The sequence below is a fragment of the Micromonospora sp. NPDC051924 genome, from assembly GCF_055586005.1.
On the sequence record NZ_JBVJJA010000012.1, the window covers coordinates 134990 to 159965 of the forward strand.

Sequence of the window (24976 nt, forward strand, 5' to 3'; positions counted from 1 at the left end):
TCCGCGCCCTCCTGGGTTCCTTCAAGAGACTCCATGACCGTAACAGCTAAAGTTCCCTGAGGGAACCCTGGCTGCTAGACTGCCTTCATGCAGCGCACCAACTTCGGCGAGATGGCATGCTCGATCGCCCGCACGCTCGACGTGATCGGCGAGCCCTGGTCACCACTGGTCCTGCGTGACGTGTATGCCGGTTTCACCCGGTTCGAGCAGATCCAGGCGGATCTCGGCATCTCACGCAAGGTCCTGACCGAGCGGCTGAACCACCTCGTCGAACAGGGGGTACTCGAGCGCCGGCCCTACGACCGGCGACCCCGGTTCGAGTACGTCCTGACCCAGAAGGGCACCGAGCTCGTCGACCTACTGATGGTGATGGTCGGCTGGGGCGACAAGTGGCTCGCCGGTCAGGCCGGCGCGCCAGTGCTGTACCGCCACCACGCATGTGGCGAGGTCAGCAGTGTCGACCTGCGCTGCGCACACTGCGGCGAGCCGATGCACGCCCGCGACGTCGACCTGCTTCCCGGGCCCGGCGCGGCGATCTGACGCATCCGGACCCGCGAACCGCGCCGGTCATTCGGCGAATCTTCGCCATGTACCTCGCCGGCTTCCGCGGTGTGCGACGTGCGTACGTCAAGTACCTGGGCCTCTACTTGTCCGGCCGTACTATCTCCCGGTGATCTTCCCCCGCCGACGGCTGGTCGTCGCGTCCATCCTCTTGGTATTGGAGGCGGTGGCGTTCGCGCTATTCGTCACCGAGTCCGTGACCGGTGCGATCGCCGCCGTCGGCTTCACCTGCGTGTCGTTGTGGGTGCACGTCGTCCTGCACGAGTGCGGGCACCTCGTCGTGGCGAAGCTGCTGCGTCTGCCGGTCATCGCGGTCCGTATCGCACCCTTTACCGGCTGGCGGAGCGAAGTGTGGGTCCGGCCGACGCCGCCGGCGACCGCGTTGCCGCTGCGGATGGTGCTGTTCTACCTCGGTGGCCCGATGGCGAACCTGTGCACCGCGACGGTGCTCGGTACCGCAGCGGCGTTGACGAGCACGGCGTTGACACGCGTCGTACTGCTCGGCGCAGCGCTTGTTGGGGCGCTGCTCGGGGTGGTCAATCTCATTCCCGGGATATCGCCCCGCAGTGACGGCCGCAACCTGCTGCGCTGGCTCCTGGCGCCAACAGCCACCCGCGCCGCGCTACGGGCGGGCTACTACCAGGAGGAGGTAAGCAGGACGTTGCAGACGATTGCCCGAGGGGAGGTTGGCGACCATCGTCTCGGAGATCCTGTTCGCGACGGCAACGACCCGCGGCTCGCGCTCGCTGCCTTCCAACGGCGCTGGAGCACGGGACACGTTCAGTCGGCGGCCGACTTCATCGCCGACGCCGAGCGGCTCGCGGCGCTGGCTCGCGCCGACAGCACCGATCCCATGGCGGCCGCCGCAATCGGGCAGGTGCTTACCGTCCAGTTCGGGTTGTGGTACCTGTACGCCGCAGTGGTGAACGGCTCACCGGTCGAACACCAAGAGGTGCTGGAGATCTCGGAGCTGGCCGAGCTCGCCTTCCACGTGCAGCCGCACATGTTGTCCGCTCGTGTCGCTATGAGCCTGGCTCACCTGCTCAACCAGCGGCCGGAGCATGCGCAGTCGCTGCTTCTCGACATTCGGCCGGGTGTTGACCCGCCGGACCTGTGCAGCGTCGCGTTTCTCCTGCGAGCCATCGCCGAGTGTTACCTCGGCAACCACGCCGATGCGGCCACCCTCATCAGGGCGGCCGGGGGCGACTACCAGCAACTGACACAGGTCGTTGCCGCGGTCCAGGCAGCCGATCCGGTGCCGCCCTTGTTCGCCCTGGCACCGATGGCTGACACCTGACCGGCGTGCCTGCTCAGTTTGAAGGCCCAGGACGCCGCCAACAGCGACCGCCATGATGACGGGGCATCACCGCGAAGAACGCTCCCATGATCCGGGCGAACACGATCGTGTCGTGCTCGTCCTTGGGTGCGGCAGGCGCTGCTGTCCCGGCCACGGCGAGCGCGTGCAGCCATCATGTACAGCAGCGGCGTTGGTGGCTCAGCGTGACATGGGTCAGGTTTTGCGGACTGCGCTGGTGAAGCCGGCGATGAAGAGGGTGGCGAAGGTCCAGGCGAGCAGTTGCAGGATCCAGCCGGCGATGGTGAGGGTTTGGCCGGTGGGGGTGTTGGTGGGTTGGCAGCGGTCGCGGGCGCCGGTTTTGATCAGTGGGGTGCCGAGGTCGAGACCGACGCCGATCTGGTCGATGGTGGTGCAGGCGGTGGCTGCGACTGCTCCGGCGCTCGCCGGCTTTTGGTCGAGGCCGCTGTGGTGACCGCCGGTGACGCTGAGGGCGACTGCGGTCGCAAGCGTGGCGAGGAGCAGGAGCAGGGCGCGCCAGGGCTGGTAGCCGTAGCCGAGGGTGATGCCGGTGAGGCGACCCCAAGCGCGTTCGGAGCCGGCCAGTCCGGCGCGCTGGATTTGGTCGCGGCGTTGGGCGATGAGAATGGTGCGGGCGTCGCGGTCGTGGCCGGCGGCGCGGTAGGCGGCGGCGAGGTGCTGATAGGGCTGGGCGGCGTAGCCGGGGGTGTGCTCGCGCAGCAGAGTCAGCCAGCGCCGCAGCGACGCTGGCCGCGGCAGCCCGCTGTAGGTGAGCCCGTCCAACTCGATCAGCGATCCCCGGTCCGGTGCCATGTGCGTAACCCGGTCGGTGTCGAGGCGGAAGGTCCCGCCAATCCGCGCACCGGCCAACACGAGCGCCGCCTGGCCACCGGCGCTGGTGGCGGTGAACCCGTCGTCCAGGTGAACGTCCTGGTCGACCCGGAGGCCGTCGGTGTTGAGGGCGGGTCCGGTGGTGTTCTCCAGCCGGGCCCCGCTGCAGTACAGGACACCGCCGATGTGGGCGCCGGGCAGCTGGATCGTGCCCAGTTCGCTGGCGCTGGTGGCGGTGAACCCGCCGTCCAGGGCCACGTCCCGGTCGACCTGAAGGTGGTCGGCTTCGAGGGCGGGTCCGGTGGTGTTCTCCAGCCGCGCTCCGCCGCAGTCCAATGTGCCGAGGCGGGCGCCGAGCAGCCGGATCGTGCCCTGCTCGCTGGCGCTGGTGGCGGTGAACCCGCCGTGCAGGAGCACGTCCTGGTCGACCCGGAGGTGGTCGGCGTTGAGGGCGGGACCGGTGGTGTTCTCCAGCCGCGCCCCGCCGCAGTTCAGTTGGCCGCCGAGGCGGGCACCGAGCAGCCGGATCGTGCCCCGCTCGCTGGCGCTGGTGGCGGTGAACCCGCCGTGCAGGAATACGCTTTGGTCGACCTGGAGGCCGTCGGCGTCGAGGGCGGGACCGGTGGTGTTCTCCAACCGCGCCCCGCCGCAGTCCAATGTGCCGAGGCGGGCAGCGAGCAGCCGGATCGTGCCCCGCTCGCTGGCGCTGGTGGCGGTGCTCCTTTCGAGCGAGAGCACCCGCGCGGCAAAGCGCGTGGCGTCGACTGGCGGGTCGTTCGAATCTGCCGCCTGCTCGATGCGGCACCCGGTCAAGGCAACCGCCAACAGGTGGGCCTCGCGGAGATTCAAGCCGCTGGGCAGTAAACAGTCGCGCAACTCCAGCGCCAGGTCACTGGTGATGTTCTCCAAATCGATCTGACCGGCGATCCGGGCTCCGCGTAGCCGCAGGCCATGTGGGTCGGGTTCGCTGACCAGACGACCGCGGACGAGCTCACGGATTACCGAAGCCGAGACCGTCCGCTCATCGCCCCAGGACCGCATCGCTGCCTCGTCGACCGGCCCGTCACCGGCCAGATCGAGCACCTCGCCGCAGGCGACGGACTCAATCAGTCGCTGCTCGACAGGACTGTGCGCTCGACCGTCCGCACCCCTCACCCGCCGGCCGCCTACTGATCTCATGGCACCAATAATGGACAGCCACGTCATCTACCGCGATCCCCCTGACCGAGGCACGGCACGCGACCCGCCAGCCGTTCCACGTCGCGGACGATGGGAGTACGAGCTGTTGATCACGCGCAATTTCGCCATCGGCTGATTCGTCTGGCACGTCCTCGATGCCCCGTTGTGGCGCGGGATCGGACTCCACCAGGCCAACGGCGGACTCCCCATTATCAGGATCGACACGGACCGATTCCCAACACCGGCTGCGCCTTCTCGGCGCCATCCCACTCGGCAGAAAGCCACTCTCGCTGGCGGAGACGGGCTCCGGGCGCGGCCACCCTCGCCACCTGACTCGGTCAGCATCCGGTCACGGTGCAGGCACGGCCGGGACCTGTGCAGACGAGACCAATCCGGCGGGCGCTGGTCGCCGTAGCGTCCACTTCACCCCGGTCGACGGGACGCCGTGAAGAGGAGAACACCGTGAAGAAGCTCAGCGACCAGCTCACCGAACTGGCGAACCGCACGAGGAAGACCGAGGAGGTGGTCGAGGCCGCACGCGCGCAGAACCGAAGCCGGCTCGAGGACCGCAAGGCCGAACTCAAGACGGCCGTGGATACCAAGTTCGGTTCGGCGGAGTCCGCCTGGAACTCGGCCAAGGCCATGGTGGACGGCAAGGTGGAGGCGATGCGGGCGGACGCCGACAAGCGACACGACGAACGTGATCTCCGCCGTGCGGAGCGTCGAGCCGGCAGGGCGGAGGACGACGCCGCGGATGCTGTCGCGTTCGCGCTGTACGCTATCGACCAGGCCGAGTACGCCTTCGTCGACGCCGCCCTCGCCCGCGCGGACGCCGACGCTCTGGCCGGCAACGGCTGACGCTCGACGCACGGGCAGCCGGACGACGGCCGCCCGGATCGCCCGACGCACGCTCCGAGGCGCCTGGCCCGTTCCGCGGGTCAGGCGCCTCGCCGTCTCATCAGGGTGTGGTCAGCGGCTGGCTCCGGCGCCGATCCAGGGTGCCGTCAGGCTTTCGTCTGCTGGTTGAGCGCCCGCCAGGTACGGGGAGTCATCCCGTACGCCTGCCGGAAGAGCTTGCTGAAGTGGGTGGCGTCCGCGAACCCCCAACTGTTCGCGATCGCGGCGATGGTGCGCCATTTCGCCCGCGGGCTGGCCAGTTCGTCCCGGGCGGCGGCGAGGCGGCGCGTCCGGACCCACTCCCCCAGCGTGACGCCCTCGCGGGCGAGCAGCACGTAGAGATAGCGGACCGAGATGTTGTGGGTCCGGGCGACCTGCTCGGCGCAGAGCCCGGGGTCGGCGAGGTGTTCGCGCAGGTAGGCCATGATCCGGCTCGACAGGGTCTCGTGCAGTGCCTCGGCCGGCGCCGAGCTGCCGAACTCGCCGGCCAGCAGGGCGGTCAGCAGTTGGACACCGACCTCCGCCACGGATGGCGCGTGTGGGCCGTGCCGCAGGTCGGGCTGTCTGATCAGCCGGGAGAAGTAACTGGCGACGAGGTCGCTGACCGGGCTCGCGCCCGCGCTGACGGTTCGCGCGACCGCGTCCCGCACCAGCGGCCGGCCGGCACCGAGCGCCGCGTGCGGGATCCGGATCAGGCCCTGCCGGTGGCTGCCGGGGAAGATCTGCTCGTAAGGGGCCGTCGTGTCGAGCAGCGCGAAGCTGCCCGGTCCCAGTACGGCCTCCCGGTCGTACTGGACGACCGCACTGGTGCCGCTGTCCTGCAGGACCAGGAACACCGCCGGCGCGACCTCACGGCGCGAGGTGGTCTGCGCGTGGCGGGCGGCCTCCGATCCGGAGTCCGGGTGGCAGAAGCTGTTCAGCGAGCACACGCGCAGGTCACCGGCGGAACCGACGGCGATCCGGCTGCGGAACCGGGAGGGGACGTGGATCCGGTTCCGGCCGATTGCCGAGCCGGAGAAGAACCCGCGTACCGCCTCCTCCCGGTCTCGCGCGGGTAGGACTGAGGTGTCCAGGACGGCGTCCATGGCCTATCGGCCGTCCCGCCACTCGCTCGGGCTGACCCCGTACGCCCGACGGAACACCCGGCTGAAGTGGGTGGCGTCGGTGAAGCCCCACTGCTTCGCGATGGCGAGTACCGGCCGGGACGAGGCGTCCGGCTGGGACAGGTCGGCACGCGCGCCCTCGAGCCGGCGGGTCTGGATCCAGCTGCCGAGGCTGATCCCGGCGCGTTCCAGAATCGTGTAGAGGTAGCGCACGGAGATGTGGTGGGCAGCCGCCACCTGGGCGACGTTCAGGTCCGGCCGGGTCAGGTTGGCCTGGAGGTAGGCCATGATCCTGCCATGCAAGAGGTCCATGCGTTCGTGCCGGTCCGGCGCGTCGTCCGCCAACTCGGCGCCGACCGCAGCCCGGATCAGGTCGACACCGGCCGCGGCCAGCCGGTGGGCGTGTGCCGAGGTGGTCAGTTCCGTGGCCGCCCCGAGTCGGGTGAGGTAGGTGGCGGCGAGCGCGGACACCGCCGTCCCGGTGCCGAACGGGCGGGCCGTGGCCGCGCGCTGGGCACGTTGCGGCAGGGCGAGGGCCGAGCGGGTGATCCGCATGACGGTCCGCACTCCGCTGCCGCGGTAGACGACAACGGAGCGGCTGGTGGTGTCCCGCAACGCGAACTCGCCGGGGTGCAGCACCGCCTCGCGGCCGTCCTGGAGAACGGTGGACGTACCGGCGACCTGAACGTCGACGAGCACGGCCGGCTGAGGGTCGCCGTCCGCCTGTCGCTCGGTGCGTTCGAAGACGGCGGGCGCCGCATCCGGTGGTGCGGTGGCCTCGACCGTGCAGATTCCCATCAGCCCCATTCGGGCGTACGACAGTCGGCTCACCATCTCGGACGGGTGGTCGACCCGGCAGCGAACCACGGTGTCGTTCAGGAAGGCCTGTACGGCATCGCCGCGTTGATCGTCGCGCAGGAAAGACGTGTCCAGGTTGAGCTGCATATCGGCCTCCAGGTGGTGCTCGTCGGCGTTCAGCAAACACCGGTTGGCGCATGGGCGGATCGCGTGGACGTACCAGATCCGGGCCGCGGTGCCTGCCGGTTTCCGGGGCCCGGCCCGGGACCGCGTCAGGTGGTCGGGTCCTGGTCCAGCACCGCCCGGGTCAGCTGCACCCGGGTGGTGACCTGGAGCTTGCGGAACACGGAACCCAGGTGGGTGTTGACGGTGTGCGGCGAGATGGATAGCTGGGTGGCCGCGGAGCGGTTGGTGTGGCCCTCGGCGACCAGCCGGGCGATCCGCCGCTCCGTCGGCGTGAGCGCGGCCCACCCGGTCGTGGGACGCCGTTCCGCGGCGGTGCGCGAGCGCCGCAGCGCGCCGAGCGACCGCAGGATGCGGTCCAGTTGCTCCGCCTCGCGCGGCGACCCGCTGCGGGCGAAGGTCTGCGCCGCGGCCAGCAGCTGCAGGATGCCGGCCTGCCGGTGGCCCGCGCGCAGCAGCGCCTGGCCGTGGTCGGCGGCGGCGCGGGCGTAGACGAGTCGGCGGGGGCTGTCGGCCAGGATGTGCACCGCCCGCTCCAACAGGCCGAGGTCCGCGGTCACCAGCCCGTTGGCGTGGGCGGCCATGCCCGCGGCCGTGACCGCGCCGGGGTTGCGGCTCGCGTACAGGTCGGCCTGCGCCGCCAGTTCGCCGGCCAGCGCCGGGCTCCCGCCGCGCAGGGCGATGTCGATGAACGAACCCACCAGGGGCCGCAGGGTGCGGGTCTGAACCAGCCAGTGCTCGTCGCGCTGCTGATCGCGACACATGATCTCGACGGCGCGCGGCGCGTCGCCAGTTGCGGCAAGCAGCCACGCCTCGCCGAGCCGCACGTTCACCACGTCTCCGGGGTCGGCGGCGGCGCCGAGCCGGGCCTTGGCGGCGGAGAGCAGCTGCCGCGCACCCTGGTCGTCGCCGCGCAACATGGCGAGCCGGATGAGCGCGATCTGGCACAGCATGGTGTATGCGTGCGCCGGGGGCCCGTCGCCGTCGAGTTCGGAGATGGTACGCAGGTCGGCGTCCAGGTCGTCGAGCTGGCCGAGCAGCCAGGTCTGGCTGGCCTGCGCCCACAGCACGGCGGCCAGCGGGAGGCGGCTGCCTTCGCGCTCACACTCCCGGCGCGCCTCGGCGATCAGCCGCGCGCTGGTGTCGAAGTTGTCCAGGTGCTGGTGGACCAGGATCTCCCAGGTGATCGCCGTCGGGTCGTACTCGCGCAGGCGCTCGAAGTGGTCCAGCGCCTCCCGGCAGTAACCCTCGTTGAACGCCGTTTCGCCGAGTGCCAGCAGCGCTGTCGTGAGTGCCTGCTCGTCGCCCAGCGCCTCCGCCGTGGCGAGCGCGGCCTTACCGGCGTCCCGGGCCGCGGCTTGGTCGCGACTACGGGACAGCGCGAGGGCGCGCAGCGATTCCAACCGGGCGCGGGTCCGCGGGGTCAGACCGGGCCGGTTGAGGGCCCGCTCGGCGCGCCGGCTCAGTTCGGCCGCCGACCACAGGTTCCACAGGGCGCGGCCGAGCGCCGCCTCGATGCGCCCGACAGTCTCGTCCCCGGGCCGCTGGTCGAGCGCCGCGTCGGCGACGTCGACCGCCTCCCGGTTGCGTTGGGACAGGGTCAGCAGCCGGATGGCGCGCTCGGCCGTGGCGAAGTACTCGGTGCGTCCTGGGGGTGTCAGGGTAAGCGCGCGGAGCAGCAAGTCCGCGGCCAGGGTGGGCAGCGCGGTCGTGACGTCGTCGGCCGCGTCACGCAGTAGCCCCAGCGCGTCCTCGTCGCCGGGCCCCACGCCGATCAGCAGGTGCCGAACCGCCTCGGTCGGGCGCCGGCCGCCGCGCAGCAGGTGGGCCGCGGCCGCCCGGTGCAGGACGTTGCGGGCCGACGGCGGGATGCCGGCGTAGACCGCCTGTCGGAGCAGATCGTGTCGGAACTCGAGGCGCTCGCCGTCGTCGGCGAGCACCGATCCGTGCACGGCCGCCTCGGTGTCGGCGATCAGGATGGCCGCCGGAGCGCCGAGCAGCACCTGAGCGTCGGACAGCGTGAACCGACGGCCGAGCACTGCGCCGGCCTGCAGAAACCGGAGCGTTTGCGGCGGCAGTGAGCCGAGCCGCCCTCGTACGCCGGTCACCAGGCGGTCCGGCGGGCCGTCGGCGGTCGGTGCGCCGGCCAGGCCCTCGACCATCTCCACTGCGAGGAACGGATTGCCGCCCGCTCCGGTCAGCAGGGTGCGGAGCCGGTCGTCGACCGGGCCCCGGAGGATGTCCGCGGCCAGCGCCTCGACCGCCGCGGGCGGCAGGGGCCTGAGCCGTACTTGCTCGACCGGCAGCGCGAGGCCCTCGGTCTCCTCCCGGCTGGTGAGCAGCCAACACACCGGCGACCCGCGCAACCGGACCGGCAGGACCCGGAGCGCGAACCGGCTGAGCGGATCGGCCCAGTGCAGGTCGTCGACGGCGATCACGATGGGGGTACGGCTGGCCTGGCTCTCGATCAGGCCAGCCACCTGTTCCACCAGCCAGTACCGCTGCTCCTGATGCAACGGCAGCGCGGCGAGGTCGGCTCCGGTGAGCAGGGGCGTCGGGCCGTGGCGCAGCGCCTCGAGCAGCGAGGCCAGCGGCGCGACCTGGTCGTTCTCCTCGGCGCGCCCGTAGGCGACTCGGAACCCGCGCTCGGCCGCGTGGCGGATCGTGGCGTCCAGCAAGGCGGTCTTGCCGATGCCGGGCTCTCCGTGCACGAGCGCCGCCGCGGCAGAGCCGGAGCCGGCGACGTCGTCGAGTAGTCGCCGAAGCACCGCCACCTCGGCTTCCCGCCCGCACAGCCGACGCCGAACCATGCCTCACCCCCTGCGCCTCACCCATCGACCGGGGGTGCGGGAATCGCCGCCAAGGCTCGCCCGGACACCGGGATGTCCGGGCGGGCCGGCGACGCTCGGCGTCGTCCCCGGCCCGCACCGGCCGCCTCGTCGATCCACCGGACACCCCTGGTCCGCTGCGATCAGCCTGACAAGGTTCGGGCGCGACGGAATCCCGGAAATCCTTAGTCCCGGCCGCTACGCGAACCGCCGGACGAACGCCAGCGCCGTCTCGGCAACCTCCCGCCAGCCGTCGTCGATGGTGATGGCGTGCCCCCGGCCGGGAAGCTCGACGAACTCGGTGATGCCCGGATTGTCCTGCTGCCGCCGGTAAACCGCCTCGGTGATGGCCCGCGGTACGGTGTGGTCCCGCTCCCCGCCGATGATCAGCAACGGGCCGCGCTCCGGATTGGCCGTGTCGACCCGCGCCTCGGTCCAGGGGTTGAGGTTCGCGGTGGCGGCCTGGAAGATCGGCGCTCCGGGGGCGGGCACGGCGTAGGTCTCGTACAGGTGCTTCGCTTCCTCCTCGCTGACCGCGTTCGCGAAGGCGTACCGGAACTGTTCGAAGGTCAGCGGCACCGCCCGGTGCCGGTTCGCGGGGTTGCTCAGCACCGGCGCTGAGGCGCGCAGCGCGGAGAACGGCAGGGGCAGTACGCCCCGGAACGGCGCCGGGGCGATCGCGACGGACACCGCCGCAAGACCGCGCCCGGCGACGATGTTCGTCAGCAGGCCACCGAACGAGTGCCCGATCACCGCCGGCTTCCGGTCGAGTCGGCCGATCACGCTGGCGTAGTGGTCGGCGACCTGGGCGATGGTCTTGCCGGCGAAGACCTCCGGGTGGGCGTTCGCCTCCTCGACGGTGTCCGGGTCGTCGGGCCAGCCTGGCGTCACCGCCGCGTAGCCGTGCGCCTCGAACAGCTCCGCCCACCGGTCCCAACTGGTGGGTAGCAGCCACAACCCGTGGATGAACACCACCGGGGTGCGCCCGGCGGCGTTGGCGCGCTCGATCTGCGCGTCGACCGTAGTCATCTCTGGTTCCTCCCGTCATCGACCGACCACGCTCGTGCTCGGCGCGGCCGAGGCTAGGCGTGATCGGGCGGAGCGAACCGGCGTCGGTGTGCACGGCCGTCAGCCACCTGTGCACGCCGGACACGGTCTGCCGGCACTGGCGCGCCTAGCCTCCAAACGGTCGTCACGAGGGGGCACGGGAGCATGCAACTGGAACTCGACCAGATCCAGGGAACCGTGCTCAGGCCACGGCCGATGCCGTATGTGGGCGCCTACCTGCTCTACCGGATCGACGATCCCGCGCAGGCCCGGTTGATGCTGCGCCGCCTGGTGCCGCACGTGACGACCGCTGCGGACTGGCAGGAACCGAAGGACGTCGCCTGGCTCAACATCGCCTTCAGTCACCCCAGTCTGCGGGCGTTGGGTCTCTCGCGACAGATCCTCGATGGGTTCCCGCAGGGGTTCCGCGAGCGGATGCGCGCCCGCGAGGCTCCGCTTCGGGACCTCGGCGAGGGAGACCCGACCAACGGGAAACCGCCGGAACGGGGTCGCTTTGACATCGGGCTCCTGCTGATCGCGCCCGACCGGGCGACCTTCGAGGCGAGGCTGGCCATCGGCCACGCGGCGCAGAAGAAACTGGCCGGTGTCACGCCGGTGAGCCGGCTGGACATCCGAGCGCCGGATTACGGTCGAGACCATCTCGGCCTCGTGGATCGGGCCAGCCGGCCCTTCGTCACCGGCGAGAGTGGCCGGCCGCGGGCGGGCCAGGTCCGCGCTCGGGCGGGCGAGTTCCTGCTCGGCTACGTTGACGAGCTCGGCCGGATCGCGACCGGCCCCGGTCCGGAGCGGCTGTGGCGCAACGGCACGTACCTCTCGATCCGGAAACTGCACCAGAAGGTCGCGCTCTTCCGGCGCCTCCTCAAGGAGAACGCCGACGTGTACGGCGAGGAGCCACTGGGCGCCAGGCTGATCAGTGTCCGGCACATGCTGCTGTGCCGGCGGGCCGTGTACGGGCCGGTGCTGCCCGCGGGCGTCCTGGACGACGACGGGGCTGCCCGGGGCGTGGTGCTGGAGTGCGCCAACGCCGACCCGGGTCGGCAGTTCGATTTCGCGCCGCGCGAGTGGATCAGCGACGCTGGACCGCCGGCATTCGTCGTCCCGAAAGGCGGCGAACAGGTGTTCCTACCCGGAATCAGCGGATTGCGGTATCTCGCGGGAGCAACGCCCGACTGACCGTGAGCCACCGACCGTGCTGCGGGTCATCTCGCTCACCAGGCGGCCTGAGTTGATCACCGTCCGCCGTAGGCTCGACGGGATGGCAACAGGGGACCTGCTGGGACGAGCCGATGAGCTGGCGGCGATCCAGCGCGTGATCGGTCGAGCCCGCGACGGGCGCAGCGGCGCGCTCGTCCTGGGCGGGGAGCCCGGCGCCGGGAAGACGGCGCTGCTCACGCGGGCGGTGGCGGACGCCGGTGACGCGTGCGTGCTGCACATCGCCGGCGTCGAGGCGGAAGCCGACCTGAGCTACTCGGCGCTGCATCTGCTGCTGAGCCCCGTCCTGGCCGGCGGCACCGTGCTGCCCGAGCCGCAGCGGGTCGCCCTACGGACGGCGTTCGGCCTGCAGAGCGGCCCGGTCCCCGACCGCTTCCTGGTCAGCCTGGCCGCGCTGACCGCCCTGGCGGAACTCGCCACCGCACAGCCGGTGGTCTGCGTCATCGACGACGCGCACTGGCTGGACGCCGAGTCCGCGGACGTGCTGGCCTTCGTCGCACGACGGATCCGGACCGAACGGATCGCGATGCTCTTCGCCGTCCGCGAGAGCGATCGTCCGGCCCGCGCCTTCGACGGGCTCGACAGGCTGGCGGTGGGCGGGCTCCCACCGGAGACCGTGCGGCAACTGTTGAGCACTCGGGCCGGGACCGCGGTCTCCGACCGGGTGGCGGAAATGATCCTGGCCGGTACGGACGCCAACCCGCTGGCCCTGATCGAACTCGCCCGGGAACTGACCGCCGCCCAACTGTCCGGCGCGGCGCCCCTACCCGACCCGCTGCCGGTCGGACGGCTGCTGGAACAGGTCTACCAGCGCCGCCTGCGCATGCTGCCCGCGGCGACCCGAACCCTGCTCCTCGTCACTGCGGCCGACACCTCCGGCGATGCCGGTCTCCTCCGCCGGGCCGCCGAACGGCTCGGCTCCTCACTCACCGCGGCCGTGCCGGCGGAGACCGGGCACCTGATGACCCTCGGCCCACGTCTCGAGTTTCGGCATCCGTTGATCCGCTCCGCCGTCTACCACGGCGCACCGGTGTCCGAGCGGCGCCTCGCACACGAGGCGCTGGCCGCCGTCGACGACGACGCCGACCGGCGGGCTTGGCACCGGGCCGCCGCAGCCGTCGGACCCGACGAAGAGCTCGCCCTCGAACTCGAACGATCGGCGGCCCGGGCCGGCGCCCGTGGCGGCTACGCCTCGCGAGCCACTCTCCTGGCCCGAGCGGTGGAGCTGACCGAGGACCGCAGCCGGCGACCATACCGCCTGCTGGCGACCGCTCAGGCGCACCTCGGGGCCAGCGATCCGGCCGCCGCCGACGCCCTGATCGTGCAGGCCCTACCAGACCTGCGCGCCGCCACGGACCGCGCCGAGGGTCTGCGAGTGCAGGCCCGGATCCGCTTCGCGCAGGGCCGGCTTCCCGAGGCGTTCGCGCTGATCATGGAGGTCGCACGGACGTTGCTGGACCACGACGACCGCGCCGCGCGGGACGCGCTGTTCGAGGCGTTCGAGGTCGCAGTGTGGACCAGCCGGCAGGCCACCCTCGCCGCGGCCACCGAGGCCCGGCGGTGGCCGGCGATCCAGCCGGCTGACATGACACCCGCGGACCTGCTGGTCGACGCGTTCACCGCCCGCTTCCTCGACGGGCACGAGTCTGCCTTCCCACGCTACCGGGCCGCCATCGCCGCCCACCTCGACGGCACGCCCGACCTGCGGGGATTCAACCTGGCGAGCCTCGCCGCCCTGGAAATGTGGGACGTCGACGCGCTGCTCGCCCTGACCACGGCATGGGTCGATCTCGCCCGCGCCCGGGGGACGGTCAACGCACTCGCCCGGGCGCTGCGCATCCGGGCACTGCTGGAGCTGATGCGCGGCGATTACATCTCAGCGGACGAGTTCAACGCGGCCGCCGCGGAGCTGTCCCAGTTCGGCCACCGCCCCGGCGTGGAACTCCTGTTGAGCGTGACCGGCCCGGAGGACCTGGCCAGAACGACGGCCGAGCGGCGGATCCGGCAGGCCGCCGCCCAGCACGAGGGTCCGTACGGTGCCCTGACCTCCGAGCTCGCGCTGTGCATGTTGGACGTCAGCCTCGGCAACTACGCCACCGCCCTGGCCCACGGCGTCCGAGTCCTTGCCGAGGAGACGGTCGGCCCGCTGTACGCCAGCAACCTGCCGGAGGTGATCGAGGCGGCCGACCGGGTCGGCGACGATTCCACCGCCGAGGCGGCGTTGCGGCAACTGGCGACCATGGCCTCGGCGAGCGGAACGCCGACCGCCCGCGGGCTACTCGCCCGCTGCCGGGCGCTGGTCGCCCCCGAGGACGAGGCGGAGCAGCACTACCGCTCGGCCATCGCCGTGCTCGAGACGTCCCCCGCGAAGCCCGCGCTCGCGCGGGCGCACCTGATGTACGGGGAGTGGTTGCGCCGTAGGCGGCGGCGCCGCGAGGCGCGGCAGCAGCTGAGGACGGCGTATGTCATGTTCCACGGAATGGGGGCGGCGATCTACGCCCGTCGTGCCCGTCGGGAACTGGCCGCCGCCGGGGAGACGGTTGCCGGCGGGACCACCGTACGAGGCACGCTCACGCCTCAGGAACTCGAGGTGGCACGGCTGGCGGCGGCGGGGGCACCCAACCGGGACATCGCGGCCCAGCTGTTCATCAGCCCGAGCACGGTCGAGTACCACCTGAGAAAGGTCTTCCGGAAGCTCGACGTCACGTCGCGAGCCCAACTGCACGCGCAGTTGCCGGCCAGCTGACCGTCGCCGTCCCGGCGGGACCCGCGGTGAGCGCCAGGGCGGCCACATCGTCGGGCCGGCGGCTGCCGGTGGCGACGTTCAGGAGTTGCCGCACACAGTCGATCACCTTTCCCGCGTTGGCCGTGTCGAGCGCGCCGACCGCCGCCATCACGCCGGCCTCCGACACCATGGCCCCCGAGGGCAGCCGGGCCTCGGTCAGGCCATCGGTGTAGGCGAGCAGGGTGTCGCCGGGCGCCAGTGGCAGCGTCACCTCGGGGAAGACGGGGTCGGTTCGGACGCCGAGCATCGGGCCGGGGAACAGGCCGAGCGTCCGCGGCCGTACCACCCCCTCTTCCTGCCGTACGAGGAGCGGTTCCGGGTGCCCTCCGCTGGCGATGGTCACCTGGCAGCCGCTGTCGCCGATCCGCACAAGGGCGCACAGGGCGGTGCAGAAGCCGTTGGCGTCCATGGTCCTATGCAGCAGTTCGTCGTTGAGGGCCGCCAGCATGGCGGCGGGTCGCCGGCTGTGGTCCGCCGCCCGACGCATCACGTACCAGCAGTGCGCGGTCAACGGCGCCGCCGTCACTCCGCTGCCGCACACGTCGCCCACGATGACTCCCCAGGCCCCGTCGTCGAGTGGGAAGACGTCCAGAAAGTCGCCGCCGAGTCCGGTGGGCGCCGCGGGCCGGTGGAACGCCGCCAGCGTCAGTCCCGGCACGGCCGGCAGTGCGGCGGGCGGGTCCAGGGTCCGGGTCAACACCGACCGCAGCAGCCGCAGCCGGTCCCGTTCGCGGCCGGCGGCTTTGGTCAGTGCCCGGCGCTGTGCCGCGCAGATCCCGTCGGCGAGCCTGCGTTCCAGTTCCTCGGCGACCACCTCGGCGAGTTCGACGAGCACGGCGAACTGCTGGCCGGTGCCCGGTAGCCGGAAATTGGATCCGGCGCCGTCGCCGGGAATTGTTTCCGTGTTGACGCTGGTAAGCATTCTGCTGCTCCGTTCTGGACAGGTGCGCGATTCCGGAAGCCGCGGGCGGCTCCGGGGAGGAGGGGCCGCGCCGCAGTGGGCGGCGCGGCCCGGTCGACCGGTTCAGCGGACCGCGTACGCCGCGGCCTCGATCTGCCGCAGGACGGTGTCGGGTCGGGACAGCATGACCACGTGCGACGCGTCCCGGACCTCGACCACCCGGCTGCCCGCCCGCTGCGCCATGTACCGCTGGGCAGCCGGCGGGATGACCTGGTCCGCGGCGGGGATGACGTACCAGGACGGGAGGTCCTTCCAGGCCGGTGCACCGCTGAGCCCGGCCAGGCCACCGACGCTGCCGGGTCGCTGGGTGACCGCCATCAGCGCCGCGGCCGACCGGGTCAGGTCCGCCGCGAACACCTCCTGGAACCTGGCCGGGTCAACGTAGCCGTCGTAGCCGGTCGAGCCGTCCGGCAGCGGGAACGGGCGCGCGATCAGGGCGGACGAGAGCTTGCTGCCAGGGAACTTGTCGGTCAGCGCCAGCGGGCTCTCGCCGGCGTCCGGGGCGAAGGCCGCCACGTAGACCAGCGCCTTGACGTTGTCGTGCTCGCGGGCCGCGTTGGTGATCACGGCACCGCCGTACGAGTGGCCGACCAGGATGACCGGACCTGGAATGGTGTCGATGATGCTGGACACGTACGCGGAGTCGCCGGCGAGATCCCGCAGGGGGTTCGCCGCCGCCAGTACCGGGTAGCCCGACCGTTGCAGCAGCGGGATGACGCCGCTCCAGCTCGACGAGTCGGCGAAGACGCCGTGGACGAGCAGGACGGTCGGCGGCTGGCCGGCGGCGTCCCGGTCGGTGGCAGCGGCGGCGGACCGCGGGATGGCTGCGCCGCCGAGCGCGGCACCGGCCACCAGCGCGGTGGCCGCGCGGTGGAAACCGCGGCGGGTGATGGATGACATGTGGCTCTCCTCGAACTGCCGTGAATGGAATTTGTCGTTGCGCCCCATTCGGCGGGTACGGCGAATTGCGTCCGGTCGAATTACCGAACTGCTCACCGGGAAATCGAGCCGGCCGCGAGCAGCAGGTGACTTGCCCTTTCGCGGACGTTTCCCGATGGATGTGGCGCCCGATCAGGCTAAACGCCAGGGATTCGGCGAAATGTGTCGCACGTGCAGCAGACCATTCCCCCTGTGCACTGTGGGCCGTTGTCGGGCTGCTGTTGCGACGCGCAGCATGCCAGGGCCGCACATGATCGGGCCGTCGCGGCGGCGGCCAGCGCGGGCTCAGGCGTCGACTGCGGACGGACTGTCCGGGTCGGTGACGAGCGAGGGCGCCGGGGGCCGGTGGGCCACGACGGTGGCGACGACGGCCTTGACCGCGGCCGCGAGCGGGATGGCCATGAGCGCACCGATCAGGCCCAGCAGGGCGCCCCCGACGAGGGCGGCGAGCAGCACGGCCAGCGCCGGCAACTGGACCGCGTCGCGCATCACCCGCGGTACCAGGAGGTAGTTTTCCACCTGCTGATAGAGCACGAAGAACAGCGCGAGTCCGGTGGCGTGGGGCCACACGTCGGTGGTGGCGAGGGCCACTACGACGCAGATCGTGGCGCCCAGCGTCGCACCGACCATCGGGATCAGGTCGGTCAGCGCGACGACGACCGCCAACGGGAACGCGAACGGCAGGCCCAGCACGGTGAGCGCGAGGAAGGACGTGACGCCGGCTATCACCGAGATGACGATGTTGCCGATCATGTACGCGCCGACCTTGTCGGTGACCACGGTCAGGGCGCTCTCGACGGCTCGGCGGTGCCGTCGTGGGGCGATCGAGACGAGCCTGACGCGTAGCCGGGGCAGGTCCAGCATCAGATACACGGTCAGGACGGCCACCAGAAACACCGACGACAGCGCACCCATGAACCGTTGCCCGTATCCCCAGGCGTCCCGTCCGGGCAGCGTGGTCAACCAGTTCGCGATCTGGGCGTGCACCTGGAAGCGGTCGTCCAGCCGGGCGAGCCACGACGAGTCGGCCCGCAGGTCGGCGAGGTAGCGCGGAAAGTCGGCGGTCAGGGCACTGCCCTGGGCTACCAGCGATGGGACGAACGCCGCCGCCGCCGCGATGAGCACCGTCAGCGCGGCCAGGACGATCACCGTCACCGCGAGACCGCGGCGCACGCCCCGGCGGGTCATGGCCCGCACCGGCGGGTCGAGGCTGATGGCGATGAACAGCCCGATGAGGGCCTGCACCAGCACGGTACGCACGGCGTAGACGACCAGGCAGCCCAGCCCGACCAGGACCACCCCGCTGGTGGCCGCGATCCCCCAGCCGAACACGGTGGTCCTGGACACCGGGCCCGTCGGCTCATCGCTCATGACATCCTCCCCGGTCCGGAAACGGTGCCCACCACCCGGCGCCCGGTCCCTGATGGGTGGACGACGGGTGGCGGCAGCATGTGGTCGGCTCGATCAGGTCGTGACCAGACGGTGGGCGTCCCGCCCGACCTTCTTCGCCTGCACCGCCACGACGATCGTGGAGATGCCGTAGACGATCGCGAACAGACCGAAGACCGTGGCCAGGGTGAGCGCCCCGGCGTCCGGGCGGATCGCCAGGACCACGCCGAACCCGACCGACACCAGTCCGCTCAGCGCCCACAGCGCCCGCTGGCCGGCGATCTTGTCGCCGCGGAAGGCCATGACGATCTCGACGACACCGGTGATGACCGCCCACACGGCGATCCAGGCGGTCAGCACCAGCGCGGTCTTGCCGGGCCAGAACAGCGCGCCGAGCCCGGCCGCCAGCGACAACACGGCCAGCAGCAGATACCCGGCCACGGGTCCGACCCGATCACTGCTGAACGCGTGGCCGGCGTCGGCAGCGGACGCGATGAACGCGTACACGGCGAACAGGATGACGAGCGCACCCACGGTGATCTGCGGCCACGCGACCGAGACGAACCCGAGGATGACGGCCAGGATGCCACGCCACAGCAGCGACGTGGTCAGGGACTTGAACATGTTTCCTCCATCGAAACCAGCACCGAACCGATCGCCATGGTCGCCGTCCGCCCGTCCGGCGACGGTGTCGCGCGTGCACGCCTCCTGCGCGTACGTGCACAGCCGGGGTGGCGGACCGACGTCGTCGCGGCCTCAGGGCTCGGCGGCTGCGCGGACGGCTCACCGCACGTCGAACCGCTCCCAGCGGATTCGGCCGGCAGGTACACCGTGGGCGCGGAAGCCTCGGGACAGGGCGGTCATCATCGCCGGGGGCCCGCACATGTAGACCCACACCTGCTCGCTGCCGCGTCCGTCCATGACCGCCGACGCGGTCAACTGACCGTCGCGATCGGCGACGACGAGGTGTAGGCGCAGGGACGGATGACCCGCGGCCGTCGCGGTGATCTCATCGACGAAGAGGGCGTCGCGGGCGTGGGCCACGCAGTAGTAGAGGTCCACGGTCCGGTCGAAGCCCTGGTCGAGCGATCGCAGCCAGCTGAGAAAGGGCGTGATGCCGATCCCCCCGGCGATCCAGATCTGATCGCGCCCGCCGAGCCGGTGATCGAAGCCGCCGAACGGCCCGGTGATCCTGGCCGGGATTCCGGGCCGAAGACGATGGTAGATGCCGTACGTGTCGTCGCCGGCGGCCTTGATCGAGACGGTGAGACGGTGTGCCGAGGGTGAACTGGCGACGGTGAACGGGTGTCGGCGCCAGTCGCCGGGTCCGCCGAAGGCCGCGAAGACGAACTGACCAGGGATGAACACGAGCGGGTCGCCGACCGGATCGAGCCCCACGTTGACGGTTGTCCCGTTCAGGCGTTCGACGGCGGCTACGGAGTACTGGTGGACCGGGACCACGTAGCGGGCGAAGATTTCGCGGTAAAGGTACGCGGCGACGCCGACGACACCAGTGACCAGGTAGACCGCGTCCAGCACGGTCGAGCGGTGCAGGATCACCGCAACGGTCGCGCCGTGCACGACAGCGACGGCGACGAACAGCCCCATGAACCGGTGCGAGGTCAACCACCGCTCATAGGCGGCCCTGGCGAGGCGACGTACCGGACCGGGCCATCGCGCGGCGCGCAGACTTGGCGCTACGGCCCACAGCGACAGGAACACGATCCCGTACAGCGCCACACTTCCCAGGCCCCGCCCGAGCGTCGTGCCGTACGGATCCGGTGGCGAGCTGGCGAGCGCGAGATGGGGTACGAGCAGCAGCACGCCCACGACGGCGAGGCGGCGATGCCACAGTGCGACCCGGTCGAGGCCCCCGAACGCCCGCTCGATCGGTGGCAGGAGTGTGGTGAGTACCAGCGCGCAGACGAAGAGCAGCACCGCCTCGGTGCCACAGAACTCGCCGACGAAGCGGCCGGTCGGCTCACCGCTCGGCCCGGCGACCAGCCAGAGCACGAGGTTGGCGGTGGTGACGCCGGCCAGTGCGGCGACGCCGGTCACCCCACGGCCACCCACCGGACGGGTCCCTGCGCAACGGCCCGTCGGATCGTCCAGGGCTGCCGGCATGTCAGCGTGCCCCGCTGTCGGGTCCGAGCCCATCTGGGGCCTCCTCCTGGTAATTCTGGGCACGAAGCCGTGGCCGGGAACGAGCGATCAACGGGCGCCACGCCCGTCGCGGAAGCCCTCCGGCGCCGATCTGCTCTGCGCGTCATCGCCGGCGAGAAGCCGCTGATGCAGGTCGGTGGTGAGCTGGTGTATCTGGCGGGTCAGCACGATGTTCGTCTTGAGTTCCAGCTCCTGCGTGTTGAAGTCGTGATCCGCCTTCGCCTCTTGAAACGCCGCCTGGCGGTTCTGGCCGATCATGACGAACGTGGAGAGAAAAATCGCTTCCAGCGAGACGATCAGCGTGAGCTTCGGCCAAGGATCACCTTCGATGAAGATCATCCATCCCGCGAACAGCGCGGCATGGATGTAGACGAACGACATCGAGCCGGCGAACGCGGTGATCCGGTCCGCGACCCGCAACTGAAGGTCCGCCGCCCGATGCGCCCGGTGCTCCGTCACTACCGGGTGCTCCTGCGGGCGTTGTTGGCGCTCAGACGCCATGCCACCTCCCGATCACCGGGGCCGGCCCGGACCTGCGATGTGCGGGGTGCGCGTCACCCTGGTCGGCGCGACCCGACGGCATCGGGCAGCGCGCGACGGGAGCGCCGACGCCCGGTCTTCGCCCTTCGGGTGCCAAGATCGACCCGCACCGGCGGGCGGGCCAATGTCGCGGAGGACCAGCTGCCCAGGCAGCTGCCACCGCCTCCGGTCGTCGCCTACTCACGGTGATCACGCTAAAGCCACGAGAACTGATCGACCGTGTCGTGCGTGTCCGACGCTTTGCCACGCGTGCACGGATTCGCGCCGCCGCACGCCGGTAGAACAACCTGGCCGACCTCGGGTCCGCCCGGACCACGTGAAGACACCGCCCAGCGGTGGAGATTGGGCTGACGGCGCCGCCGGTATCTGGTCAAGTCATTCCGACACTCACCTGTCAGGCAGTCCACGTCGGCGCGACGGATCCAGGCCACCCGCCCCGACAGCCTGACCGCTTCGGAGTCGCCGAAGAGGTCACCGAGCAGGAGACCCTGTAAGAGGTTTGCCGGTGGGATTCGAGTCTCAACTCCGACGATTCATGCCGACGCCAGTACGGCAGAGGCCAGAGCCAGGCTTCGATGCAGCGAGCTTCCACCCGGCTTTGTTGAGCGCTTCGGGCGCGACGACGACCTCGCCGGGCTGCACCCAACCTGCACTCACCTGCGAGGCCGAAGCAGTCCGGAACGCCGTACCGTCAGCTCAGCGGATTCCCACGAAGAAGCGAGTCTGGTCGCCGCGGTGCAGACATCCGGGAGACTGGAGCACCGTTCTGCCGGGATGTGACGAGGGTGGGCAGCCGCGGCGGATCGTCTCGGACGATTTGTGGGCCGAGATCCCACCGCTGCTGCCCGGCCGCCGGTCGGGAAAAGGGGAACCGGGCAGGAAGCCCTGCACGAGACGGGCTCTTTCCCCATCATGATCGTTCCCGTAACGTCCGGTACGGGTGCCGCGCAGCACGGCGGGGCGCCACGGCATCGACCAGCAGCGCATCAGGAGAATGATGAGACGTCTCGTCGCCGTGGGGGCCGCCGTACTCGGCTTCGCCCTCTTCACCGGCACCGCGGCACACGCCGCCGTGCCACCAGAGTTCGGCTCGGACTGGGACGACCCGCGTACGGCGGATCAGCCCGTATCGAAGCCACCCACCTCGTCCTGCACCGTCACCATCGTTGACCACGAGTTCCGGGACTACAGCCCGTACACCGGCACGTACACCCCACCCGCCGGCTGCGCAGGGCCGTGGAACAAGGTGGTGCTGCGGATGGAGACCTCCATCGCCGGCCGGCAGTACGACCGCCTCGGCTCGCTGCGCGTCGGAGACGTGACCATCTTCAAGACCTCCACCGCCGAGCCGTCTGTCGACGGCATCCACTGGAGCGTCGAGAGTGACGTCACCCGGTACGCCCCGCTCCTCACCCGGCAGCAGCCGGTCTGGATGCTGCTCGGCAACGTGGTCAACGAGACGTACACGGGGATCCTGGACACCACCGTCGAGTTGACGTTCTACCAGGCCACAAGGGACTACCCGGCGGCGGAAACCTCCGACGACGTACTGCCGCTCGCCGACGCCGCCCAGGCCGGAGGCGAACTGCAGGGCACCGTCACGGTGGCTCGCAACACCGAGCGACTGGTCGCGGAGGTGTACGCCACCGGCTCCGGCGGCGGCTGCGAGGAGTTCTGGTACGGCACCACGCCACCCGACACCGGCTACTCCTGCGGCACGGCGGCCGACGGGCCGTACCGGGAGGTGCAGGTGCTGATCGACGACCAGGTCGCCGGCATCGCCGCGCCGTACCCGTACATCTACACCGGCGGCTGGTCCAACCCCTTCCTCTGGTATGTGATCCCCGCGCCGCGCGCCTTCAACATCCAAGCCATCCGGTACGACCTGACCCCGTTCGTGGGGCTGCTCACCGACGGTGCGCCGCACCGGGTGCGGGTGCGGACGGTCGGGGTGCCGGCCGGCCAGTCGGGTTGGGACACGCCGACGAACTTCCTGGTGTGGCGGGACCACGGCAGCACGCAGACCACCGGCGGCCTGCTCAGCCGCCAGCTTGGCGCGCTGCGTAACGACGTGACCAGCTACGTCGAGGGCGACACGCACAACGTTGACGTCGACGCGGCGCACCGGTTCCACACGGTCGGCTGGCTCGACACCTCTCACGGCCGGGTGGTGACCACCGTCGAGCAGGCACTGACCAACCAGAACCAGCACTACTGGGGCCCGGACGAGAGCCCGGACGCTCAGCACGCGATCTGGACCGACACCTCGACGGTGACGGTGTCCGCGCAGGGGTCGTCGCCGCTGGTCAGCCGCAGCGCGAAGCGGTTCACCGTCGACGGTGGGATCACGATCGACGGTGACCGGCTGACCACCCGCATGACGCTCGGTGATTACGCCGATCAGACCATCGTCGGCGCCGCGCAGGCGCCGTGGAGCCGGCTGGCGAACACGTTCACCGGTTCGGCCTCCTGGACGCTGGGCGTGCCGCGCGAGGAGCGGCACGCGGTCGGCGAGTCCGAGCAGCGGTACCGGCTGACCGGGCCGGGTGGTGCCTGCTACGACCACCGGCTTGCCCAGCGCAACGGGTTCATCACTGCCGACGACCTGCTCTGCTGACGGTTGCACCGCGAGCGGGCGGGGACGCTGGCCGCCCCCGCCCGCTACCCGTCCACCGGTCCGGACGCTCACTCGGCGGCTCGGCGTTGAGACTGGCGATGCGCGCGATCAGCCTGGCCGCCGCAATCCTGCTGGGCTGCCTGGCGCCGGCCGCCGCGGCGGGCTCCGAGGCCGCCGTGCCGCTGCTGCTGTTCGCCATGGTGACGACGGTGAACTGGCACGGCATCGGCTCTCTGCGCGACCGTCAGCCAACCGGCGCGCCGGCACCCCGCCGTACGGTGGCGAAGGCGGCGGGCTGCCCGTGACCGGTGCGGACACCGCAACCGTGGCGGGCGTCGGCGGCGGGCTCCTACTCCTCGGCGGCGTCGGTTACCTGATCGCCCGCCGACGCCGTACCCGCAGCCCGGGTGGCTGCCGCGACACGGGCCGGCCGCTTGGCGCACGAGCCGTGCTCTCTCGCCCAACTCGCGAGGCTCGGCGTTCCGGCACTGTGACCAGCGATGTTGCGCAGGTCCGTCCACATTCCCTGCTTCTGCAAATCGCGAAACGCCACTTGCCGGCGGGATCGATGCATTTGGATACTGCGTAAGGTTGCGCCGCGGATGCGCTCGGCTGACCCCGACGAGGTGTCTCGCGGTGTGCACGGATGGGACCCACCTGGCGTCCCGCCGACTCGTGAGGAGGAAGCCCAGTGAGGATCACCCCCAGCACGATGCGCAGCCGCGTCGGTCGGCTGCTCGCGGCCGCCGTCGCGGTCACCCTCGGAGTGTTCGTCCTGCCGACCGGCGCCACCGCCGCACCCCGGTACGGCGCAGACACCCTCGCCGCTGTGAACGCCGCGGTCGACCGGTCCGGCGTCGAAGGCATCTCCTGGTACACCGACGCCGCCAGCGGTCGGGTCGTGGTCACCGCCGACAGCAGTGTGTCCGCGGCGGAGATCGCCACGCTCAAGCGGGCCGCCGGCACCAACGCCGCCGCCCTGCGGATCAAGCGCGCCTCCGGCGTGTTCAGCCCGCTGCTGTCTGCCGGTGACGCCATCTACGGTGGCAAGTACCGCTGCTCGCTCGGTTTCAACGTGGTCAGCGGCAGCACCTACTACTTCCTGACCGCTGGGCACTGTGGCAGCCTGGCCAGCACCTGGTACACCAACTCCGGCCACACCACGTTGATCGGCCCGACCATCGGCTACAGCTTCCCCGGTAACGACTACGCGCTGGTCCGCTACGACAACACCTCGCTGACCCACCCCGGCGGCTTCACGCTCGCCGACGCAGTCGTGGGCGAGTCGGTCACCCGCGACGGGTCGACCACCGGCGTGCACACCGGCAAGGTCACCGCGCTCAACGTGTCCGTGCGTTACGTCGGCCACCCCGGCGGCACGGTCAGCGGCCTGATCGAGACGAACGTCTGCGCCGAGGGCGGCGACTCCGGCGGTCCGCTCTACGACGGCACCAAGGCCCTTGGCCTGACCTCCGGAGGCAGCGGCGACTGCACGTCCGGCGGCACCACCTACTTCCAGCCCGCCCGCGAAGCCGCCAACGCCTACGGCGTGACCATCCTCTAGAGCACATCGACGTGCCCGGCTGACAGCCACCTGGCCGGCGGCC

Annotated in this window: 19 protein-coding genes and 1 pseudogene; 9 read left to right on the forward strand and 11 right to left on the reverse strand. The window is 71.1% G+C overall.

The window, feature by feature from the left end; genetic code table 11:
- The first annotated feature begins 87 nt into the window (after positions 1-87).
- A complete protein-coding gene (locus ACZ6S5_RS12565; RefSeq protein WP_466000105.1) occupies positions 88-540 on the forward strand; it encodes a winged helix-turn-helix transcriptional regulator in 453 nt (150 codons plus the stop codon).
- Positions 541-670: 130 nt separating this feature from the next.
- On the forward strand, positions 671-1858 hold the full coding sequence (locus ACZ6S5_RS12570) for a zinc metalloprotease (protein WP_466000106.1): 1188 nt from the start codon (positions 671-673) through the stop codon (positions 1856-1858).
- Between the two features lie 213 nt (positions 1859-2071).
- On the opposite strand, the gene ACZ6S5_RS12575 is transcribed toward ACZ6S5_RS12570, so the two are convergent.
- The gene (locus ACZ6S5_RS12575; protein ID WP_466000107.1) at positions 2072-3790 is read right to left on the reverse strand and encodes a hypothetical protein; all 1719 of its coding nucleotides are present in this window, start codon (positions 3788-3790) and stop codon (positions 2072-2074) included.
- Positions 3791-4348: 558 nt separating this feature from the next.
- Between ACZ6S5_RS12575 and ACZ6S5_RS12580 the strand changes: the two genes are divergently transcribed.
- Positions 4349-4744: a hypothetical protein gene (locus ACZ6S5_RS12580; RefSeq protein ID WP_466000108.1), complete on the forward strand. Its 396-nt coding sequence runs from the start codon at positions 4349-4351 to the stop codon at positions 4742-4744.
- A 146-nt stretch (positions 4745-4890) separates the two neighbouring features.
- On the opposite strand, the gene ACZ6S5_RS12585 is transcribed toward ACZ6S5_RS12580, so the two are convergent.
- From ACZ6S5_RS12585 to ACZ6S5_RS12600, 4 genes are all read right to left on the reverse strand, one after another.
- The gene (locus tag ACZ6S5_RS12585) at positions 4891-5868 is read right to left on the reverse strand and encodes a helix-turn-helix domain-containing protein (RefSeq protein WP_466000109.1); all 978 of its coding nucleotides are present in this window, start codon (positions 5866-5868) and stop codon (positions 4891-4893) included.
- A 3-nt stretch (positions 5869-5871) separates the two neighbouring features.
- Complete coding sequence (locus ACZ6S5_RS12590; protein WP_466000110.1) at positions 5872-6831, reverse strand: helix-turn-helix domain-containing protein; 960 nt, start codon at positions 6829-6831, stop codon at positions 5872-5874.
- A 125-nt stretch (positions 6832-6956) separates the two neighbouring features.
- Positions 6957-9677, reverse strand: coding sequence for a helix-turn-helix transcriptional regulator (locus ACZ6S5_RS12595; protein ID WP_466000111.1), 2721 nt, complete (start codon positions 9675-9677; stop codon positions 6957-6959).
- 216 nt (positions 9678-9893) lie between these two features.
- Positions 9894-10724 carry an alpha/beta hydrolase gene (locus ACZ6S5_RS12600; RefSeq protein WP_466000112.1) on the reverse strand — a complete coding sequence of 277 codons (831 nt, stop codon included), beginning with the start codon at positions 10722-10724 and terminating at the stop codon, positions 9894-9896.
- 183 nt (positions 10725-10907) lie between these two features.
- On the opposite strand from ACZ6S5_RS12600, the gene ACZ6S5_RS12605 reads away from it, so the two are divergent.
- Both ACZ6S5_RS12605 and ACZ6S5_RS12610 read left to right on the forward strand, forming a co-directional pair.
- The gene (locus ACZ6S5_RS12605; protein ID WP_466000113.1) at positions 10908-11936 is read left to right on the forward strand and encodes a hypothetical protein; all 1029 of its coding nucleotides are present in this window, start codon (positions 10908-10910) and stop codon (positions 11934-11936) included.
- Between the two features lie 82 nt (positions 11937-12018).
- Complete coding sequence (locus ACZ6S5_RS12610) at positions 12019-14721, forward strand: ATP-binding protein (RefSeq protein ID WP_466000114.1); 2703 nt, start codon at positions 12019-12021, stop codon at positions 14719-14721.
- Here the strand turns inward: ACZ6S5_RS12610 and ACZ6S5_RS12615 are convergent.
- The 6 genes from ACZ6S5_RS12615 to ACZ6S5_RS12640 all read right to left on the reverse strand — a co-directional run bounded on the left by ACZ6S5_RS12615 (position 14678) and on the right by ACZ6S5_RS12640 (position 20713).
- Entirely contained in the window at positions 14678-15682 is a 1005-nt protein-coding gene (locus tag ACZ6S5_RS12615; RefSeq protein WP_466000115.1) for a PP2C family protein-serine/threonine phosphatase, read from the reverse strand. The genes ACZ6S5_RS12610 and ACZ6S5_RS12615 overlap by 44 nt on opposite strands.
- Positions 15683-15784: 102 nt before the next feature.
- Complete coding sequence (locus tag ACZ6S5_RS12620; RefSeq protein WP_466000116.1) at positions 15785-16621, reverse strand: alpha/beta fold hydrolase; 837 nt, start codon at positions 16619-16621, stop codon at positions 15785-15787.
- Between the two features lie 324 nt (positions 16622-16945).
- Positions 16946-18031 carry an AI-2E family transporter gene (locus ACZ6S5_RS12625; RefSeq protein ID WP_466000117.1) on the reverse strand — a complete coding sequence of 362 codons (1086 nt, stop codon included), beginning with the start codon at positions 18029-18031 and terminating at the stop codon, positions 16946-16948.
- 93 nt (positions 18032-18124) lie between these two features.
- A complete protein-coding gene (locus tag ACZ6S5_RS12630) occupies positions 18125-18673 on the reverse strand; it encodes an HdeD family acid-resistance protein (protein WP_466000118.1) in 549 nt (182 codons plus the stop codon).
- Between the two features lie 159 nt (positions 18674-18832).
- Positions 18833-20122 carry a ferredoxin reductase family protein gene (locus tag ACZ6S5_RS12635; RefSeq protein ID WP_466000119.1) on the reverse strand — a complete coding sequence of 430 codons (1290 nt, stop codon included), beginning with the start codon at positions 20120-20122 and terminating at the stop codon, positions 18833-18835.
- A gap of 138 nt (positions 20123-20260) precedes the next feature.
- A complete protein-coding gene (locus tag ACZ6S5_RS12640; protein ID WP_466000120.1) occupies positions 20261-20713 on the reverse strand; it encodes a DUF1003 domain-containing protein in 453 nt (150 codons plus the stop codon).
- A 1036-nt stretch (positions 20714-21749) separates the two neighbouring features.
- Between ACZ6S5_RS12640 and ACZ6S5_RS12645 the strand changes: the two genes are divergently transcribed.
- From ACZ6S5_RS12645 to ACZ6S5_RS12660, 4 genes and pseudogenes are all read left to right on the forward strand, one after another.
- Entirely contained in the window at positions 21750-23369 is a 1620-nt protein-coding gene (locus tag ACZ6S5_RS12645) for a peptide-N4-asparagine amidase (RefSeq protein ID WP_466000121.1), read from the forward strand.
- Between the two features lie 98 nt (positions 23370-23467).
- Positions 23468-23674: a hypothetical protein gene (locus tag ACZ6S5_RS12650; protein WP_466000141.1), complete on the forward strand. Its 207-nt coding sequence runs from the start codon at positions 23468-23470 to the stop codon at positions 23672-23674.
- Positions 23647-23769, forward strand: a pseudogene (locus ACZ6S5_RS12655) (LPXTG cell wall anchor domain-containing protein); the annotation flags it as partial. The gene ACZ6S5_RS12650 and the pseudogene ACZ6S5_RS12655, both read left to right, overlap by 28 nt.
- 291 nt (positions 23770-24060) lie before the next feature.
- A complete protein-coding gene (locus tag ACZ6S5_RS12660) occupies positions 24061-24933 on the forward strand; it encodes a S1 family peptidase (RefSeq protein ID WP_466000122.1) in 873 nt (290 codons plus the stop codon).
- Positions 24934-24976: the final 43 nt, after the last annotated feature.

Excerpts from the sequence above, each read along its gene's own strand:
- ACZ6S5_RS12565 (WP_466000105.1), top strand. The coding sequence starts at position 88 with ATGCAGCGCACCAACTTCGGCGAGATGGCATGCTCGATCGCCCGCACG.
- ACZ6S5_RS12585 (WP_466000109.1), bottom strand. The coding sequence starts at position 5,868 with ATGGACGCCGTCCTGGACACCTCAGTCCTACCCGCGCGAGACCGGGAG.
- ACZ6S5_RS12590 (WP_466000110.1), bottom strand. The coding sequence starts at position 6,831 with ATGCAGCTCAACCTGGACACGTCTTTCCTGCGCGACGATCAACGCGGC.
- ACZ6S5_RS12595 (WP_466000111.1), bottom strand. The coding sequence starts at position 9,677 with ATGGTTCGGCGTCGGCTGTGCGGGCGGGAAGCCGAGGTGGCGGTGCTT.
- ACZ6S5_RS12600 (WP_466000112.1), bottom strand. The coding sequence starts at position 10,724 with ATGACTACGGTCGACGCGCAGATCGAGCGCGCCAACGCCGCCGGGCGC.
- ACZ6S5_RS12605 (WP_466000113.1), top strand. The coding sequence starts at position 10,908 with ATGCAACTGGAACTCGACCAGATCCAGGGAACCGTGCTCAGGCCACGG.
- ACZ6S5_RS12610 (WP_466000114.1), top strand. The coding sequence starts at position 12,019 with ATGGCAACAGGGGACCTGCTGGGACGAGCCGATGAGCTGGCGGCGATC.
- ACZ6S5_RS12615 (WP_466000115.1), bottom strand. The coding sequence starts at position 15,682 with ATGCTTACCAGCGTCAACACGGAAACAATTCCCGGCGACGGCGCCGGA.
- ACZ6S5_RS12620 (WP_466000116.1), bottom strand. The coding sequence starts at position 16,621 with ATGTCATCCATCACCCGCCGCGGTTTCCACCGCGCGGCCACCGCGCTG.
- ACZ6S5_RS12625 (WP_466000117.1), bottom strand. The coding sequence starts at position 18,031 with ATGAGCGATGAGCCGACGGGCCCGGTGTCCAGGACCACCGTGTTCGGC.
- ACZ6S5_RS12630 (WP_466000118.1), bottom strand. The coding sequence starts at position 18,673 with ATGTTCAAGTCCCTGACCACGTCGCTGCTGTGGCGTGGCATCCTGGCC.
- ACZ6S5_RS12640 (WP_466000120.1), bottom strand. The coding sequence starts at position 20,713 with ATGGCGTCTGAGCGCCAACAACGCCCGCAGGAGCACCCGGTAGTGACG.
- ACZ6S5_RS12645 (WP_466000121.1), top strand. The coding sequence starts at position 21,750 with ATGAGACGTCTCGTCGCCGTGGGGGCCGCCGTACTCGGCTTCGCCCTC.
- ACZ6S5_RS12650 (WP_466000141.1), top strand. The coding sequence starts at position 23,468 with ATGCGCGCGATCAGCCTGGCCGCCGCAATCCTGCTGGGCTGCCTGGCG.